Annotated in this window: 16 protein-coding genes; 11 read left to right on the top strand and 5 right to left on the bottom strand. The window is 61.6% G+C overall.

The window, feature by feature from the left end; all coding sequences use genetic code 11:
• Position 1 precedes the first annotated feature (1 nt).
• From pafA to M1E05_RS10675, 10 genes are all read left to right on the top strand, one after another.
• Positions 2-1366 carry a Pup--protein ligase gene (gene pafA, locus M1E05_RS10720; protein ID WP_458113964.1) on the top strand — a complete coding sequence of 455 codons (1365 nt, stop codon included), beginning with the start codon at positions 2-4 and terminating at the stop codon, positions 1364-1366.
• A gap of 109 nt (positions 1367-1475) precedes the next feature.
• Positions 1476-2405, top strand: coding sequence for an FKBP-type peptidyl-prolyl cis-trans isomerase (locus tag M1E05_RS10715; RefSeq protein WP_461162903.1), 930 nt, complete (start codon positions 1476-1478; stop codon positions 2403-2405).
• A gap of 39 nt (positions 2406-2444) precedes the next feature.
• A complete protein-coding gene (locus M1E05_RS10710; protein WP_458113962.1) occupies positions 2445-2840 on the top strand; it encodes an FKBP-type peptidyl-prolyl cis-trans isomerase in 396 nt (131 codons plus the stop codon).
• Between the two features lie 125 nt (positions 2841-2965).
• Positions 2966-5014 (top strand): helix-turn-helix transcriptional regulator, encoded by a 2049-nt coding sequence (locus M1E05_RS10705; protein ID WP_461162902.1) that lies wholly within the window; start codon positions 2966-2968, stop codon positions 5012-5014.
• 10 nt (positions 5015-5024) lie between these two features.
• A complete protein-coding gene (locus M1E05_RS10700) occupies positions 5025-5417 on the top strand; it encodes a hypothetical protein (protein WP_461162901.1) in 393 nt (130 codons plus the stop codon).
• A 35-nt stretch (positions 5418-5452) separates the two neighbouring features.
• Positions 5453-5722: a Sec-independent protein translocase subunit TatA gene (gene tatA / locus M1E05_RS10695; protein ID WP_309108305.1), complete on the top strand. Its 270-nt coding sequence runs from the start codon at positions 5453-5455 to the stop codon at positions 5720-5722.
• Positions 5723-5728: 6 nt separating this feature from the next.
• A complete protein-coding gene (gene tatC / locus M1E05_RS10690; protein ID WP_458113959.1) occupies positions 5729-6565 on the top strand; it encodes a twin-arginine translocase subunit TatC in 837 nt (278 codons plus the stop codon).
• Between the two features lie 24 nt (positions 6566-6589).
• Entirely contained in the window at positions 6590-9484 is a 2895-nt protein-coding gene (locus M1E05_RS10685) for a DEAD/DEAH box helicase (RefSeq protein ID WP_461162900.1), read from the top strand.
• 93 nt (positions 9485-9577) lie between these two features.
• Positions 9578-11260: an amidohydrolase gene (locus tag M1E05_RS10680; RefSeq protein WP_461162899.1), complete on the top strand. Its 1683-nt coding sequence runs from the start codon at positions 9578-9580 to the stop codon at positions 11258-11260.
• 122 nt (positions 11261-11382) lie between these two features.
• Positions 11383-12123 carry a polyprenol monophosphomannose synthase gene (locus M1E05_RS10675; RefSeq protein WP_461162898.1) on the top strand — a complete coding sequence of 247 codons (741 nt, stop codon included), beginning with the start codon at positions 11383-11385 and terminating at the stop codon, positions 12121-12123.
• A 131-nt stretch (positions 12124-12254) separates the two neighbouring features.
• Here the strand turns inward: M1E05_RS10675 and M1E05_RS10670 are convergent, their stop codons facing one another.
• The 4 genes from M1E05_RS10670 to M1E05_RS10655 form a co-directional block, all read right to left on the bottom strand.
• A complete protein-coding gene (locus M1E05_RS10670) occupies positions 12255-12602 on the bottom strand; it encodes an RNA polymerase-binding protein RbpA (protein WP_011692034.1) in 348 nt (115 codons plus the stop codon).
• Positions 12603-12859: 257 nt separating this feature from the next.
• Positions 12860-13810 (bottom strand): SPFH domain-containing protein, encoded by a 951-nt coding sequence (locus M1E05_RS10665; RefSeq protein WP_458113955.1) that lies wholly within the window; start codon positions 13808-13810, stop codon positions 12860-12862.
• A 114-nt stretch (positions 13811-13924) separates the two neighbouring features.
• The gene (locus M1E05_RS10660) at positions 13925-14383 is read right to left on the bottom strand and encodes an NfeD family protein (protein WP_458113954.1); all 459 of its coding nucleotides are present in this window, start codon (positions 14381-14383) and stop codon (positions 13925-13927) included.
• A gap of 159 nt (positions 14384-14542) precedes the next feature.
• Positions 14543-15391: a methyltransferase domain-containing protein gene (locus M1E05_RS10655; RefSeq protein WP_458113953.1), complete on the bottom strand. Its 849-nt coding sequence runs from the start codon at positions 15389-15391 to the stop codon at positions 14543-14545.
• A 73-nt stretch (positions 15392-15464) separates the two neighbouring features.
• Between M1E05_RS10655 and M1E05_RS10650 the strand changes: the two genes are divergently transcribed.
• Positions 15465-17522, top strand: coding sequence for a S9 family peptidase (locus tag M1E05_RS10650; protein WP_458113952.1), 2058 nt, complete (start codon positions 15465-15467; stop codon positions 17520-17522).
• Here M1E05_RS10650 and M1E05_RS10645 read toward each other — a convergent pair whose 3' ends face one another.
• Positions 17523-18182: a peptide deformylase gene (locus M1E05_RS10645; RefSeq protein WP_458113951.1), complete on the bottom strand. Its 660-nt coding sequence runs from the start codon at positions 18180-18182 to the stop codon at positions 17523-17525. It lies immediately after the preceding gene.
• Positions 18183-18196: the final 14 nt, after the last annotated feature.

Genomic DNA, 18196 nt, shown 5'->3' with positions numbered 1-18196 from the left:
CATGGACAAGCGGATTTTTGGCATCGAAACGGAGTTTGGAATTTCATACTCCAGCCCGGATTCACGGCCCCTGGCTCCTGAGGAAGTTGCACGCTACCTCTTCCGCAAAGTGGTGAGTTGGGGCAGGTCCTCTAATGTGTTCCTCACCAACGGTTCCCGGTTGTACCTGGACGTCGGCTCACACCCGGAGTACGCAACGGCTGAATGCGATGACCTGGCGCAGTTGATAGCGCACGACCGCGCCGGCGAGCTGATCCTCGATGACCTGGTCGATGAAGCCCAGGCCCGTTTGGCCGCCGAGGGATTCAACGGCACGGTCTATCTCTTCAAGAACAACACAGACTCGGCCGGCAATTCATACGGCAGCCATGAGAACTACCTGATTCCACGCCGTGGCGAGTTCTCCAGGCTTGCGGAAATCCTCATCCCTTTTCTGGTTACCCGCCAACTCATTGCCGGCGCCGGAAAAATCCTGAAGACTCCGCACGGGGCGACCTTCGCTTTCTCGCAACGGGCAGACCACATCTGGGAAGGTGTTTCCTCCGCCACCACCAGGTCACGGCCCATTATCAACACCCGGGACGAGCCTCATGCGGACGCCGAATTCTATCGGCGCCTCCACGTCATTGTTGGTGATTCCAACATGTCGGAAACCACTGCGCTGCTCAAAATAGGTACTGTGGACCTGCTTCTCCGGATGATCGAGGCCGGGGTGATCATGCGAGACATGCGAATGGAAAACCCCATCCGAAGCATCCGGGAGATCTCCCACGACCTCACTGGCAGGGCCCTGGTCCGACTCGCCAACGGCAGGCAGCTCACGGCCCTGGAGATCCAGCATGAGTACCTGAGCAAAGTCACCGCCTTCGTCGCCGAGAATGGCGCCCATAATCCGCACGTGCCGCTGATCCTTGATCTGTGGCGACGGACCCTCGATGCGATCGAGAGCGGTGACACCCGGACCATCGATACCGAAATTGACTGGGCCATCAAGAAAAAGCTGATGGACACTTACTGTGGGCGCCATGGCCTCGGACTGGACGCTCCCCGGATCGCCCAACTGGACCTTACCTACCATGATATTTCCCGGTCACGAGGGCTCTTTTATCTGCTCCAGTCCAGGGGAGCCACACGGCGCCTGGTAGGGGACATCGATATCAAAGACGCTGTGGACGCCCCGCCTCAGACCACCAGGGCCAAACTACGTGGAGACTTCGTCCGAAGGGCCCAGGAGCTGGGCCGGGACTACACCGTTGACTGGGTTCACCTGAAGCTGAACGACAGGGCGCATCAGACCATTCTGTGCAAGGATCCGTTCCGGAGCATTGACGACCGGGTGGATGCGCTTCTGGACTCTATGGGCTGATACCCAGCTTCAGGGGCTAAGCTGGATGGGGCCGTTGTACGGCCACCATTGTTCTGCCGCAAGCGTTATGCCGGCATGACGTCCATCTTGCCCCGACGAAAGTTCTTACGTGCGCCGAATACTAGCAATTCTCATTCCCGGGCTGCTGCTGCTGACCGCGTGCGGCGGATCAACTGCCGCACCCGAGCCAACAAGTCAATCCGCGGGTGAAACAGCAAAGCTCGACACCCTGAAGCTCACTGAAAATGGAGACAAGAAAGCGCCGGGTGTTGAATTCACCAAGCCGCTGGATGTCACAGAACCCACTGTAAAGGTGGTCAAGGAAGGCGATGGCGAATCAGTCAAAGCCAGTCAGATAGCCGAAGTGTCCATCCTCGCCCTCAGCGGCAAGGACGGTTCCAAGCTGGATGACACCTTCGAGGGGGAGCCGCTGCCCATCGAACTGAATGAAGAGTTCAAAACAAGCAACCCCGCCATTTACAACGCTTTCGTGGGCGCGAAGATCGGCTCCTATCTGGCAATCGGCATCCCGGGACAGGCTGCAGCCCAGGGCGGAGAGGCACAGCCAACCCAACTCCTGGTTGTGAAGATGCTGTCCTCCAAGGACGCCCCGCCGGTTTTGGACAAGCCAGAAGGTGACACCGTCACGCCTCCGGCAGGCCTTCCCACTGTGAAGGAAAACGACAAGGGTATCCCCGAGATTAACGTCGACGGCGTTGCGGCCCCCAAGGAGCTCATCTCCCAGGACCTCATCAAGGGCAAGGGCCAGGAAGTCAAGGCCACCGACACCCTCACCGTTAACTACGTGGGAGTGACCCTGGTAGGCGGCACAAAGTTCGACTCCAGCTTCGATCGTGGCGAGAAAGCCAGCTTCCCCCTCAACGGCGTTATCAAGGGCTGGACACAGGGACTGACCGGGAAGACGGTCGGATCCCGCGTGCTGTTGGTCATTCCCAAGGATTTGGCGTACGGCGACAAGCCGCAGGGCGAAGCCAAGGGCGACCTCGTGTTCGTCGTCGATATCCTCGGCGTCAAGTAAACAATCCTCAAAGTCCCACCCCGAACAAAAGGAGCAACCATGTCATTTGGTCAGCGTGATTTCGACCGCCAGAAGCCGGAAATTGACTTCCCTGAGGGCGATGTCCCTACTGAACTGGTGATTACCGACCTCATCGAGGGCGACGGCGCCGAAGCCAAGCCGGGAGACACCGTATCAACGCACTACGTTGGTGTTGCCTGGTCCACCGGTGAAGAATTCGATGCGTCCTGGGGCCGTGGAGCTCCGCTGGACTTCAAGGTGGGCGTCGGCCAGGTCATCCAGGGCTGGGACCAGGGCCTTCTGGGCATGAAGGTCGGCGGCCGCCGCCGGCTGGAAATCCCCTCAGAGCTTGCCTACGGTTCCCGTGGCGCCGGAAGTGCTATCGCCCCCAACGAGGCGCTCATCTTCGTCGTTGACCTGGTAGGCGTGCGCTAAGCAGCGGTAAACGGGTGGGCCATCAGCCCACGGAGCCTGGAAGCGCGGTAACAATCGGAGCGGTATTTCCGATTGCGGCCGCGCTTCCTGCGTTTCAGCAAACGGTTTTTAGTAACGTTGATGGGGTGTCCGCCTCACGTACTGAACGCCTCCTGAACCTGCTCATCGCCCTCCTCAACACCCGGTATGGGCTGCGTCGCAGTGAGCTCCGCGAGAAGATCTATCACGACTCGAGCAGCAGCGATGTCTCTTTCGGGCGGATGTTTGAGCGCGACAAGAATGATCTCCGGCAGTTCGGATTCGATGTGGAAACGGTGACCGACAAGGGTTGGGGATCCGATGACCCGGCCACCACACGCTACCGGATTGGCAAGGAATCAAACCGCCTGCCGGATGTCAGCCTTACGTCGGAAGAGTGCACCGTTCTTATCCTTGCCTCCCAGCTATGGGAGCAGGCTGCGCTTGGTTCGGCCGCGCTCAGTGCCATGCGCAAGCTGCAGGCGACGGGTGAATTGTCTTCCGCGGCCGAACTTCCCTCTGGCGTACAGCCACGCATCAAACCTCCAGGCCAAGCCTTCGAGGACCTGGTCGCGGCGATGCACTCCCAGCATCCGGTGAGCTTCCGCTACCTGGCTGGAACAACGGGAAAAGAAGAAGAACGCCTCGTGGAGCCCTGGGGGCTCGGCAGCCGCTTTGGCCAATGGTACCTCGTGGCCTTCGACCGCTCCCGTAGGGCCCAACGGTACTTCCGGCTCTCGCGTTTCACATCGGCCGTCACGGTGCTTGAAAAGGACTCCTACACGCCACCTGCTCGCTTTAGCGCCCGTGCTGAGCTCGACAAACTCCCCGAACTGCCGCTCAGGACAGCTGTCGTGGATGTGCGTCAAGGGCGCGTGCTCGGCTTGCGGAAGAAGGCAGCACAGGTGTTTGACGCTGACAGGGCAGATCTCGGGGGACAGGAGCCGGACCAGGACACGGCAGCCCAGGCAGGAACCCCCGACGACGGCTGGGACCGTCTCCGGATTCCTTACCGGGACTCGGAGGTACTTGGCGAAGAACTCGCATCCTATGGCCCCAACGTCCTGGTCGTATTGCCGGAGGAATTGAGGGAGTCAGTCCGCAGGCGGCTCACAGCAGCCGTGGCCTTCGCGGCCGCACCTGTGCCACCGATCGAGTTCCCGGATGACAACGCTGCCAAGCGGACACGTAAGCGCACCTCGGAGGACCAGTTGCAAAGGATGCTACAGCTGGTGCCTTTCCTGGTCCATAACCAGGGCCTGCATATCCGCGAGGTTGCCGACCGCTTTGGAGTGACCAGGAAGGAACTGGAGGACGACCTTCGGATTCTCATCTGTTCAGGTTTGCCGGAAGGGTATCCGGACGACCTGCTCGATATCCAGTGGGAGGACGACCATGTCTACATCACCCAGGACCTGGACCTGAACCGTCCTGTCCGCTTCACGATTGATGAAGCGTGTGCCCTCCTTACCGGCCTCGAAGCGCTCAACGGATTGCCGGAACTTGCCGAAGGAAGCGCCTTGGAGTCAGTAACGCTGAAGCTGATGGCAGCTGCGGGGGAGGAAGGCCTCAGGGCTGCCTCACTGGCAGGGCCTGAAGTCAGCCCGGGTAACTCCGCACATCTCCAGACCGCCAGGGACGCGATTGAATCCCGCAGACAGCTGAATCTGGTCTACCTGTCACCGCAACGCGACTCCTTCTCGGAACGCGATATTGATCCTCTGCGGCTCTATTCCCTCGACAACACGTGGTATCTCGAGGCCTACTGCCACTCGGTCGAGGGGCTCCGCAACTTCCGCCTGGACCGCATCGAGAAACTCAGTCCAAACGGACGGGCTGCAGCTGACCACGGCGAGGCTTCAGAAGGGTTCCCCGTCAAGCTTTTCACCCCGAACGACGACGATACGCTGGTCACGGTGCAGCTCACCAGACAAGCTGCGGGCCTTGCAGAGGACTACTACGCGGAACGGACAGCGCCTCTTACTGAAGGGGGAAAAGAGGCCGGACTTCTGGCCGAAATCCGGTTTGGCAGCACAGAGTGGCTGCCGGCGTTCGTCGCTCAGCATGGCGGGGGTGTACGGATCCTGAAGCCTGACGAAGCAGGTGCGACGGCACGGCAATGGATCGAAGCGGCCTTGGCCAACTACGACGGTTAGACTACTCAGCATGCCTTGGTGGTCCTGGATACTTCTTTGGATAGCGCTTGTTGCGCTGTCCCTCCTCTTCTATGCCTTTCTGGGCTTCCGGATCTTCCGCCAGATCATGGCCACATTGAAGGAACTTGGGGAGGCCGGAAGCCGCCTAGGCGAATCCGGCAACCGGTCCGGCAGTTCATTCACTGACGTGGATCCTGATAGCACTAGCGACGACGGGCAGGATTCCGGAAGGCTGACGCAGTCCCTGCCACCGGGACTTGCTGTCTTCGCTTCCCCGGAGCAGGTGCGGCTCGAGTATCACGCGGGGAAAGCCGCCCGCCAGGAAAGGCGCCGTGCCAGGCGTGTTCAGCGCAAGGCGGACCGCGGGCAGCCGCAACGGCTGCGCGACATCGAATTCAGTTAGACGTAGGATGTATCTAAACGAAAGGACCTCCCAACATGAGGCTTGAAGGCTGGCATCTCATCATCATTATTGTTTTGGCTTTGGTGCTTTTTGCTGCACCACGCCTGCCCGGCATGGCCAGAAGCCTTGGGCAGTCGATGCGGATTTTCAAGTCCGAAGTCCGGGAAATGAAGAAGGACGGAACCCCGGAAGCGAAAGACGGCTCTGAGCCCGTCGAAGGCAAAGTGGTGAACCACCCCCGCACCAACCCCACAGACAACCGCCCCGCGGACGGTACCGACGTTCCGCCGTCGAACCGCGCCTAAGTCCAGATGGCAGTAACCATGGGCCGCCGATCCAACCCTGAGGGGAGGATGGCGCTGCTTGATCATCTCAAGGAACTGCGGAACAGGCTGTTCAAGTCCGCAATCGGCGTCATCCTCGGAACCATCATCGGTTTTCTGGCTTATCAGCCGATGCTCGCCGCACTGATCAAACCCATCGTTGACCTCAACGAAAAAGAGGGGCGCCAGGCCTCGCTCAACTTTGACGGCGTGGCCAGTTCCTTTGATCTGATGATCCAGGTGTCGGTCTTCCTGGGCCTGATAGTTGCCAGCCCTGTGTGGCTTTATCAGTTGTGGGCTTTTATCGTTCCTGGCCTGCATAAGAAAGAGCGGCGCCTGGCGCTGTCCTTTGTGGCAGCGGCAGTTCCGCTCTTCGTAGGAGGGGTAGTGCTGGCCTGGCTGGTGCTTCCCAACGCTGTCCGTGTACTCACGGACTTCACGCCCAGCGGGGGCTCCAACTTCATCAGTGCGCAGGTTTATCTGGCGTTCGTCCTGCGGCTCCTGCTGGCGTTCGGCATTGCCTTCCTCCTGCCCGTCGTTCTTTTTGGACTGAACCTCGCGGGAATCATCAAGGGGCAGCAGCTCGTCAAAAGCTGGCGGATCACCGTGTTTTTGGTGTGCCTGTTCGCGGCTATGGCAGCCCCTGGCGCTGACGCCATGAGCATGTTCTACCTCGCCGGACCTATGCTTGCGCTGTTTTTCGCCGCCATCGGTCTATGCCTCCTCAACGACCGCCGTCGGGACAAGAAGGCGGCAAAACGCGCTGCCGAGACCGAAGCCTCCGCCAACATAGCAACCCCGCGGACTGAACTGGGCAATCTCTAGCTCTCCGCCCACTAGGCTTGATGCATGTCCTCCATATCCGGGCCCCAGTCGCCATCCGAGCTCTACCGGGCCAGCGTTGAACGGACCGCCGAAGCCAATACTTACCTGGGCGGCTTTGTCCGTTCCCTGGAGTTTGAGCTGGATGACTTTCAACGTGTTGCCTGCAAGTCATTGCAGGCCGGCCGGGGTGTGCTTGTTGCGGCACCCACAGGCGCCGGGAAAACCATCGTGGGGGAGTTCGCCATCTACCTCGCGCTGCAGCGCGGCCTGAAGGCGTTCTACACCACACCGATCAAGGCACTGAGCAACCAGAAGTACTTCGAGCTCTCCGACAAGTACGGGCTTCACAATGTCGGCCTGCTGACCGGGGACACGAGCATCAACGGTGACGCGCCGGTTGTGGTGATGACCACCGAGGTGTTGCGGAACATGCTTTACGCCGATTCCGATTCCCTTGACGATCTTGGCTACGTGGTGATGGACGAGGTCCATTATCTCGCTGACCGTTTCCGTGGGGCCGTCTGGGAAGAGGTGATCATCCACCTTCCCAGCGAGGTCCAGGTGGCCTCGCTCAGCGCCACCGTCTCCAACGCTGAGGAGTTCGGAGCGTGGCTCGACACTGTCCGGGGCCAAACCGACATCATCGTTTCAGAGCACCGTCCCGTTCCCCTGTGGCAGCACGTTATGGTTGGCCGGAACATCGTGGACCTCTTCGCAGGTGAAACGCCCTTCGACGAAATAGCGCCCTCGGATGCCGACGCCGCGGAGCCGGTGCTTTCTGCAGAAGCGGCAAGCCAACGCGGCTTTGAAGTGAACCCTGAGTTGCTGTCCATGGCGAAGGCCGAGAGCCAGATGAACTTCCGCGGCCGGTTTGGTCACGGCGGCCGCAGCCAGCGTCGCCAGCACGGGCAGCAAGGACGGGAGAACGCCAGTGCCCCCGGCGAGCAGCGAAGCCCCGTGCGCAAGGCCAGCCGTCCCCAGGTCATCGCCAGCCTGGACCGGCAGGATTTGCTGCCCGCAATCACTTTCATCTTCTCGAGGGCAGGCTGCGACGCCGCCGTCGCACAGTGTGTATCCGCCGGACTCTGGCTGACCACTGAGAAGGAACAGCGGATCATCGCCATGCGCGTCGACGAAGCGGGCCAGGACATTCCTTCGGAGGACCTGGACGTGCTGGGATTCTGGAGCTGGCGTGACGGCCTCCTCCGGGGACTGGCCGCCCATCATGCCGGGCTGCTGCCGACTTTCAAGGAAGTGGTGGAGAAACTGTTTGCAGAGGGCCTGGTGAAAGCCGTCTTCGCAACGGAAACCCTTGCCCTGGGTGTGAACATGCCTGCACGTTCAGTGGTGCTGGAAAAGCTGGAGAAATTCAATGGTGAAGCCCATGTGGGTATCACCGCCGGTGAATACACCCAGCTGACGGGTCGTGCCGGGCGGCGCGGCATCGACGTCGAGGGTCATGCCGTAGTGCTGTGGCAACCAGGGACCGACCCGGCGGCGGTAGCGGGCCTCGCATCCCGGCGCACCTACCCGCTGAACTCCAGCTTCCGTCCCACGTACAACATGAGCATCAATCTTCTGGCGCAGTTCGGCAGGCCCCGGGCGCGTGAGATCCTCGAATCTTCCTTCGCCCAATTCCAAGCCGACCGTTCCGTCGTCGGACTGGCCAAGCAGGTGCGCAGCCGGGAGGAATCGCTGGCCGGATTCCGCAAATCCATGACATGCCACCTCGGAGATTTCACCGAGTACGCCCGCTTGCGCCGTGAATTGTCCGACGCCGAGAACGTGGCGGCCCGCGGCCAGTCCCGAGCCCGCAAATCCCTCACCGAAGACTCGCTGAGCCGCCTTCTTCCCGGCGATGTCATTGACGTACCCACAGGAAGGGCTCCGGGATTCGCCGTCGTGCTGAGCTCTGACCACACCTCCCGGGAACCGAGGCCGGCGGTCCTGACCATGGACCACCAGCTGCGGCGGATCGGAATTCACGACCTCGAGGGGCCGGTTTCGCCCGTCACGCGCATCCGGATCCCCAAGTCCTTCAACGCCAAAGTGCCCAAATCCCGCCGCGAGCTAGCTTCCTCCGTCCGCAATGCGATCCGCGAAAATCGTCCGCCTGCTCCTGATAGCAGCAGGCACCACGACTTCGGGCGGGCCGCGGCGCTTCCGGACCAGGAACGGAAGATCGCCGAGCTGCGTCGTGCCTTGCGGTCCCATCCCTGCCATGGCTGCAGCGAGCGGGAAGACCATGCGCGTTGGTCTGAGCGCTGGTGGAAGCTGCGCCAGGAGACAGACGGCCTGATACGCCAGATCCAAGGCAGGACCAACACCATTGCGAAGACCTTTGACCGGGTGTGCGACGTGCTGTTCAGCTACGGATACCTTGAAACGGCTGAATCCGGCAAAGTAGTGATCGGCCCCGACGGCCAACGGTTGCGCCGTATCTACGGGGAAAAGGATCTGCTGATCTCCCAAGCCCTTAGGCAGGGGGCATTCGACGACCTCGATGCAGCAGAGATCGCTGCTTTGGCCAGCATCCTCGTGTTCCAGGCAAAGCGCGAAGACCGTGGGCTCAGGCCCAGAATGCCAAGCGTTTCATTGGAAACTTCAGTGGATATTGTGGTTCAGGAATGGTCCGCACTGGAGGACACAGAGGAAGCAAACAAGCTTCCGCTGACAGGAGAACCCGAGCTGGGGCTTATGTGGCCTATCTTCAAATGGGCGAAAGGCCGCCATCTCCAGGAAGTCCTCAGCGGAACCGATCTGGCCGCCGGTGACTTCGTGCGCTGGGTCAAGCAGGTCATTGACCTCCTTGACCAGCTGGCCAAGATCCCGGGCCTTGATCCCCGGATTGCCAGGCTCTGCAGCGAATCAATCACTTTGGTGCGCCGCGGCGTCGTCGCGTATTCCACTGTCGCCTGATCCGCCTTGCCTACAGTTAGCGTTCCTTCGTCCGCGGTTTCTGCCGGTCGTTAGCCGTCAGTTTTCACTACCAGATTCAGGAGTAGTTCATCCATGTCTGACTCATCGCCCGGCTCCTCGTCCCAGGAGCCGGCAAAAAGCAAGCAGGCCCAGCGGAGGGTGACGATGTACCGCAACGGCTCTGTCTACACCGCTGCCGATCCATTTGCGACTGCAATGCTCGTGGACGAAGGAACCGTGGCCTGGGTGGGCTCGGAACAGGCAGCATCCTCCATAGCTGACGATTCCATGGAAATCATCGATCTCAAGGGCGCGCTGGTCGCACCAGGCTTTGTAGATTCACATGTCCACCTGACCGAGACTGGAATCGCCCTGGACTCTCTTCAGCTGGATGGGGTCCGCTCGGCCGGAGAACTGCTCGACGCCGTCGCGGCTTGGCGCGGCACTGGGACCGTCATGGGGCACGGTTGGGATGAGAGCGCCTGGCCTGACGGAACCCTCCCCAGCAGGGAAGAGCTCGAGCGGGCCTCAGGGGGCAGACCGGTTTATCTTGCGCGGGTGGACGTCCATTCTGCGCTGGTCTCCTCATCCCTGGCCGCTGTGGCCAATTTGTCATCCCCGCACTCTCCGGAAGCAGGGGCCAACAGCCAGGTGAAACGGGAGGAGCATACGGCCGCCCGTTTGGCAGCCCGCGAATTCCCGGAGGAACAGATCCGGGATTTCCAGCGCAGGGCCCTTGCCGAGGCCGCAGCTAATGGCTATGTGGCCCTCGCTGAAATGTCCGCCCCGCACATCGGCGCCGTAAAGGACCTGCAGCTCGCAGTGGGCTGGAACGAGGCAACGGGACAGGCCTTCCCCGAGATTCTCGCCTACCGCGGCCAGCTCGCCGAATCCGAAAGAGACGTTAAGGCCATTCTTGATGGACTTGGCGTTACCGTCCGGGGACTCGCCGGGGATCTGAACATCGACGGGTCCATCGGGTCCAGGACGGCTGCTCTTCGCGCCGACTACAGCGATGCACCGGGGGAGCGGGGCACCAGGTACCTCTCCGTGGAGCAGGCGGCCGCGCACATTGCAGCCTGTTCAATGGTGGGCATTCAGGCTGGCTTCCACGTAATCGGAGACGCAGGGCTGGACGCCGTGCTGGAAGCCTTTGACCAGGCTGCCGCGGAGGTTGGCGATCAGCGCATCCGGGCGGCAGGACACCGGCTTGAACATGTGGAAATGGCTGACCCGTCGGCTATCGAGAGACTTGCCCGTCACTCCATCACAGTCAGCGCCCAGCCGGCTTTCGATGCAGCCTGGGGCGCCGAAGGGCGCCTGTACCAGGAGCGGCTCGGTTCACGCCGCCTGACCATGAATCCTTTCGCTTCGCTGTATGCGGCGGGAGTGCCTGTCTGCTTCGGAAGTGACAGTCCGGTCACTCCGCTTCGCCCCTGGGACAGCGTGCGGGCCTGCCTCGAGCACAGCAACCCCGAACAGCGAATCTCTGCACGGGCAGCATTCCTGGGGCACACCCGGGCAGGCTGGCGGGCCGCGAAGTACTCCAACCCGATGGCTGGCCAGCTGGTTCCTGGGGCACCCGCGAGCTTTGCAGTATGGGAGGTCGAGGAATTGATGGTCCAGGTAGCAGACGGCCGTGTACAGTCCTGGAGCACCGATCCCCGGGCCAGGACACCGCTCCTGCCTGCCCTGGACACCGGGGCCAGTCCCGTGTGTCTCCAGACGGTCCGCGCCGGCCATGAACTCTATTCCCATGACAGCCTCCGCGGTTAGGCCTGTGTTGCCCGGACGTACCCTTACGCTGGACGCCCTATAATAGAAAGTTGCGCCTGCAGCTCGGCTTTTCGCCTGATCTTTGCGCGCTCTGACCGCTCCCATCAAGGAAAGGCCTCGCTGTGCGTGTCCTCACGATCATCCCGACCTACAATGAGCTGGAATCCCTGCCAAAGACAATCAGCCGCCTCAGGGCTGCAGTCCCGGCCTCGGATGTACTGGTTGTTGACGACAACAGCCCGGACGGCACCGGGCAGCTGGCGGATGGCCTGGCCGCAGAGGATTCCCAGATCCACGTCCTCCATCGCGAGGGCAAGGCAGGACTCGGAGCGGCGTACATCGCCGGCTTCAAATGGGGACTTGACGCCGGTTATGACGTCCTCGTAGAAATGGACGCCGACGGCTCCCACCAGCCGGAACAGCTTCCGCAATTGCTGGAAGCGTTGGAGCAGGGTGCCGATTTGGCCATGGGATCCCGGTGGGTTCCTGGCGGCAGCGTCGTCAACTGGCCGCTGTACCGGCAGGCCATTTCGCGCGTCGGGAGCACCTATGCGCGGCTTATGCTGGGCCTGAAGATCAAGGACGTCACCGGCGGCTACCGCGCCTTCCGCCGCACCACCCTTGAAAAGCTTAACCTCGATGAAGTGGCCTCGGTTGGCTACGGCTTCCAGGTGGACCTTGCCTGGCGCGTTGCGAAGCTGGGACTCACAATTGTTGAGCGACCCATCACCTTCGTGGAGCGCGAACTCGGGGACTCGAAGATGAGCGGGAACATTGTGGTTGAAGCGATGATCAACGTCACGCGTTGGGGTCTCGCCGCCCGTTGGCAGAAACTCACCTCAGGGAAAAGCTCCGCCTCCTAACTACGCTCGGCCGCCTAAGTAAACCTGGGCAGACTCACGACAAAAGAGAGCCGGACTCCCTCGTCGACTAACGATGAGGCAGCCCGGCTCTCTTTTGTTCTCGGTTCTTTGTGCCCTGTTCGGTTCAGCCCTTAGGCCGAGCGCCGTTCTCCACGGCGTTCGCGCAGAATCGTGAGTCGGTCCTCGAGGATCTGTTCCAGCTCGGGAAGGGACCGGCGCTCCAAAAGCATGTCCCAGTGGGTCCGGACAGCTTTTTCATTGCTGTTAATGGGGCGTTCGCCATCCACCAGGAGAGCTTCCTTGCCCGTTTTCGACACCCATACCGGAGGGATTTCAGCTTCCGAGGAGAACGTGACGAAGACCTGCTCGCCGTCCTCGCAACGGTACTCAACCCGCTGGCGGGGAGCCGGTTCGACACCGGATTCCGTCTCCATGCTTTGTGCGCCGAGGCGCATGCCCCGCAGGCTGCGATCGCTCATGATTTCTCCCTTTGGTCGGTTCGCAGAGCCTGGCTCTGCGCTAGCCGGAGGTAAGTGACAGCCCCCGGACTACGGTTTGCACTACGTTGCATCGTTAACTCCAACGCTTTCCGCAGCATTCTTGTTCCAGCCTTATTGAACCGGTCGGACAAATATCCTATTATACGGTTTCTTCTACAGCCAAGCAAAAAGAGCGAAGCAGGAATTAAGCAAAGGAGGAGTTGCCCGCTTCCGGGCAACTCCTCTTCTTAAAGCCCCTAAGGACGCTCCACCGCCTGTTTTTCTGTGGCCGGTCTTGCAGGGGCGCCGGCGCCGAAGAGGCCTTCGGAGTCCATGTTTGTCCCACCCAGGGCGTTGCCGATGCCCTTGAGTGCCTCGCCCACTTCGCTGGGAATGATCCACAGTTTGTTCGAGGATCCTTCCGCCAACTTGGGCAGCGTCTGCAGGTACTGGTAGGCCAGCAGCTTCTGATCAGGGTTGCCCTTATGGATTGCGTCGAACACCTTCTGGATCGCCTGGGCTTCACCGTCGGCGCGCAGGATGGCGGCCTTTGCGTCGCCCTCGGCCTTGAGGATGGCTGCCTGCCGCTGGCCCTCGGCGGTGAGAATGGCCGACTGCTTGGTGCCCTCGGCGGTGAGGATGGCCGCACGCCGGTCCCGTTCGGCACGCATCTGCTTTTCCATCGAATCCTGGATGGAGTGGGGCGGATCAATAGCCTTCAGTTCCACGCGTGAAACGCGGATGCCCCAGCGGCCGGTGGCCTCGTCCAGCACGCCCCGCAACTGACCATTGATCTGGTCGCGGGAGGTCAGGGCCTCTTCGAGGTTCAGGCCACCGACGACGTTACGCAGCGTGGTGGTGGTCAGCTGTTCGACTGCCTGGATGTAGTTGGCGATCTCATAGGTTGCAGCCCGTGGGTCGGTCACCTGGAAATACACGACCGTGTCGATCGAGACCACCAGGTTGTCTTCGGTAATCACCGGCTGCGGGGGGAAGGAAACCACTTGTTCCCGGAGGTCCAGCAGCGGGAGCAGCCTGTCGACGAAGGGGATCAGGATAGTAAGTCCGGGGTTAAGGGTGCGCTGGTACTTTCCGAGTCGTTCCACCACTCCTGCCCGCGCCTGCGGCACAATCCGCACCGAACGTACAAGCACGATAATTACGAAAACGATCAGAACCAGCAGCACGATCGTGACTGCGATATCCATACATCTCCTTCATTCCCCAATTGTTGTATTCAAAGCTGAATACGCAAGCGCGGTCTCCCGGCGGATGCAGGGGCCGTTCACACTGTTTTGCTCCGGCAGCGATGCCGGTGGCGATTACTGTACGGGTTCCGGCTGAGGAACGACGACGGCAGTGGCTCCTTCGATGGCGGACACCACCACGCGCTGGCCCGCCTCAAGAACTCCGTCTTTGGAGCGGGCACTCCACACGTCGCCCCCGATCTTGACCAGACCGCCGTCGGAACTAACCGATTCCATGACCAGCGCTGATTCCCCGATAAGGCGGTCCACGTTTGTCCGCTGTTCGGCTGGACCCTTATGGAGGTGTTTGAGCGCCACCGGCCGGACGAGGCCAACCATGAGGAGTGACACGACGCAGAATACGATGATCTGCAGCCAGAGGTCGGCGCCGGCAAAATCTGCCACCAGGGCAGCAAGGGCGCCACCGCCGAGCATAATGAAGAAAAGGTCCAAGGTGAGCATTTCCACCACGGCAAACGCCAGGAAAACGGTCAGCCACAAAGCCCACCAGTTCTCGCCAAGCCAATCAAACATGTAGCTCCCCCTTCGTCGCCGGGACCTGCGGGAGCAGACCCTCAGTAACTGTGATTCCATCGTAGTCGGAAGCCTGAGGGGGAGGGGAGAGTCCGGGAAACAGGTATAGAACGTGGCCAAGTCGTTATCTTGGACACTCGGGATTCAGGAGTTGAGGAGTTAAGGCCGGGGTTCAAAAGCGGTGATCCGGAAACGGGCAGAAACGCTCGTTTGGGGCGGCAGGGAGGCCAGCAGGTCAGGAAGCGCCGCTCGGTCCAGATGGTGCCCGGCCGGCCCCATCAGCGCCAGATTTACGACGTCCGCCGCTGGCAAGCTCAAGTCGAGGTCTAACTCCCGCGTGGACAGTTCGCTGAACGCGCTGTCCAGGGAGGTTGCCAGCCGTTCCTCCTTGGCGGGCTCGAGTCCCAGCATTCCGGTTGTTCCCGCCACTTCGGCCAGGTGACCCGGTCTGGGCGTTACCACTATGAGTCTCCCGCCCGGGCGCAGGACCCGGGCGAACTCCGCGGGGTTGCGTGGAGCGAAGACGACCGTGACGACATCGACTGACCGATCCGCCAGCGGAAGCGGTTGCCACACATCGCAGACAATGTTGATGGCGCCCGGATTCAATCTGGCAGCGCGCCGCAAGGCGAACTTGGAGATGTCCAGGCCGATGGCTTTTGCGGGGAACCTGTCAAGAATCGCCCGCAGGTAGTGTCCGGTTCCGGTGCCGGCGTCGAGTACAGCAGGGTTGGCCGCAGCGAGGGCCGGCGCGGCGGTGTCCGCGATAGCGAGCGCCAGCCTGTCATAGTGCCCGTGAGACAGGAAATCGCTGCGAGCGGCCACCATATCGGCGGAGTCCGCCTCGAAGGCAGTTCCCTTGCCCACCAGGAAGTTGAAGTATCCCTGCCGGGCGGCATCAAAACTGTGACCGGCGGGGCACCTCAGCGTTGACCGTTCTTCGGTTCCGTAACCCAGTGCCTGCCTGCAGACGGGGCACAGCAGCGAGTGGACGGCGTCAGAAGGCATAGCCCCATCTTAAGTGGCCCGTTCATCACTAAGGTGTTTCCCACCCTTCGACCGAACTACTAGGCTCGCAAGAGTGAAACCAGAACACCTGCCGCTGCTGAATTCCGTATCTGCCCCCACCGTCCATCCCGACGGCACGAGGGCCGTCGTCTCCGTTGTCCGTCCGGACCTCGACGCTGACACCTACGTGGGCCAGCTTTGGAGCATCTCCCGGAATCCCGAGAGACTGCCCCGGAGACTCACACGCGGGTTCCGCGACACGGCCCCGGCGTATTCTCCGGACGGGCGGGTGCTGGCGTTTCTCCGTACGTCACCTGAGGGGAAGCCCCAACTGCATGTGGTGGATGCGGCCGGAGGAGAGCCGCAGGTGATCACCAACGCGAAGCTTGGCGTCTCCTGCTTTGCGTGGGCGCCGGACTCGCACCGGATAGTATTCGGTGCCAGGACCCCGGAGGAAGGCCGCTACGGAACAGTCGACGGCGTCTCACCTGCCGCAGAGGACGCCCGCCTCATCACAGATTACAAGTACCGGATGAACGGCGTGGGCTACACCGCCGATAAGCCGCTTCAGTTGTTCCTGGTTCACGTCCCGGATCTTGACGACGAACCCAAAGTGGTGCGCGCCGGCCGTGCCGCCCAACAGAGGAAAGTGGCCGCGGATCCGGCGGATCAGCATGCTTCGAAGGATCAACCAGACCTGCCGAAGGACGAGGCAGTGCCTCCCGCCCGGCAGCTGACTTCGGCGCCTGTTGACCACGAAAGCCCGACGTTCAGCAGCGACGGAAGCACCATCTACTTTGTGGCGGCACTCCACGAGGGAAGCGACGGCGATCTGGCCACCGGTATCTATTCCTTGCCCGTGGCGGGTGGGCAGGAACCCGTTCCTGCGCTACCGCTTGACGGCCCGCGGCAGGCAATCCACAGCGTCAGGCAGAGCCGGGACGGCAAGTGGCTCTTCTACCTGGCCCAGGATCTGGGCACATCCGGCCTGGACTTCGTGGCCCGGAATACCGCCATGTACGTTATTCCTTCGGGCGGTGGTGACCCTACATGCATGAGCGACGTCGAGAACATGGATCTGGATACAGGCGCCGGGCTGCTCGAACCCCAGGGGGACGATTCGGTGCTCGTCCTGAACAATGCCCAGGGCACTGTGGAACTGCTGGAATTCGGTGCCACCGGCAACCACGCGCTCGTGGTCCACGGGGACCGGGTGGTTGTGGGCGCGGGGTCGGGAGGAGGCTCGATCTTCGTCACCTTTGCGGATTCAGCCACTGCCGGCGACGTGGCCATCCTTGAGGCTGGCCAACTGCGGTTGCTCACCGATTTCTCAGCGCGGCTGCGGACCGAAGCCGGCATTATCGAACCCCGGGAACTCACCTTCACTTCCCCGGACGGTCATCCGGTACACGGCTGGCTTGTTATGCCTCCGGGCAAGGGGCCCCACCCGGTGCTGCTCAACATCCACGGCGGGCCGTTCGCCCAGTACACGGTTGGAATTTTCGACGAGGCCCAGGTGTATGCCGATGCAGGATACGCCGTCCTGATGTGCAATCCGAGAGGCTCGGCGGGCTATGGCCAGGCCCACGGTCGTTCCATTAAGGGAAAAATGGGTACCGTGGATATGCAGGACGTTCTGGCGTTCCTCGACGGCGCATTAGAGAAGTTCCAGGAACTGGATTCCTCCGCGCTGGGCATCATGGGCGGCTCCTACGGCGGCTACCTGACCGCATGGACCATCAGCCAGGATCACCGTTTCAAAGCGGCCATTGTGGAACGGGGCTTCCTTGATCCGGTCAGTTTCGTGGGCTCTTCTGACATTGGGTGGTTCTTTGGTGGCGAGTACACGGGACCAACGCCGGAGGAAATAGCCGCCCAGAGCCCCATGGCCACCATTTCTGCGGTGCGTACCCCCACGCTCGTGATCCACAGCGAGGAGGACCTGCGGTGTCCGGTGGAACAGGGGCAGCGGTACTTCACGGCACTCAAGCAGCAGGGAGTGGAGGCAGCGTTCCTGGTCTTCCCGGGGGAGAACCATGAACTTTCGCGGTCCGGAACGCCCCACCACCGCAAGCAGCGCTTCGAACACATCCTCCGCTGGTGGGCGAAATACCTCCCCGTGAAGGCTTGATCAGTCGGGCAGGAACCCGAGTTCCTGCCGGGCCCGGCTGATGTCAGGCGCCATCCAGCGAAGCCCGTATTCCTCGTTTGTGGTGAGGGAGCGGAGTTCGGCCTTGTCTACATACAAGGTGCCATGCAGATGGTCGGTTTCGTGCTGAACGATCCGGGCCTGCCACCCGGCGTACTCTGCTTGCATTGCAGCGCCCTGCGGCGTGGTGTACGTCAGCTGAACGCGGTCCGGCCGGGACACCACCGCCTGCAGGCCGTTGAGGGAAAGGCAACCTTCGTAAAAGGCTGCCCGTCCTGCGCCTATGGCTATGTATGAGGGATTGAGCAGTACAAGAAAGTCCAGGGGTACTCTCCCGCGAAGGCCGGCAATCTCAGGCTCGACGTCGAACGAGTCTTCCGCCACGGCAATCTGAAGCGGGATCCCGAGCTGCGGGGCAGCCAGACCGACTCCGGGAGCGTTATGCATGACCCGGCGCATGAGGTCTATCAGGGCGGCCAGTTCCTCATCTGTGAGCTGTCCGTCGTAGCGGGCGGCGGACTGGCGCAGTGCAGGATGCCCCACTTGGACGATCGGCGGAAGTCCCTCTGATGCCAGGATGGTTTGAACGGTCTCCCGTATCTCGGCGGGACTGGACGGTGTGGGAACTGAAACCTGGGCCATACCAAGAGCCTAAT

Source organism: Arthrobacter sp. R4-81, from assembly GCF_054792365.1.
Note: the sequence above shows the minus strand (reverse complement) of the source record. Positions and strands in the feature narration are given on the sequence as shown.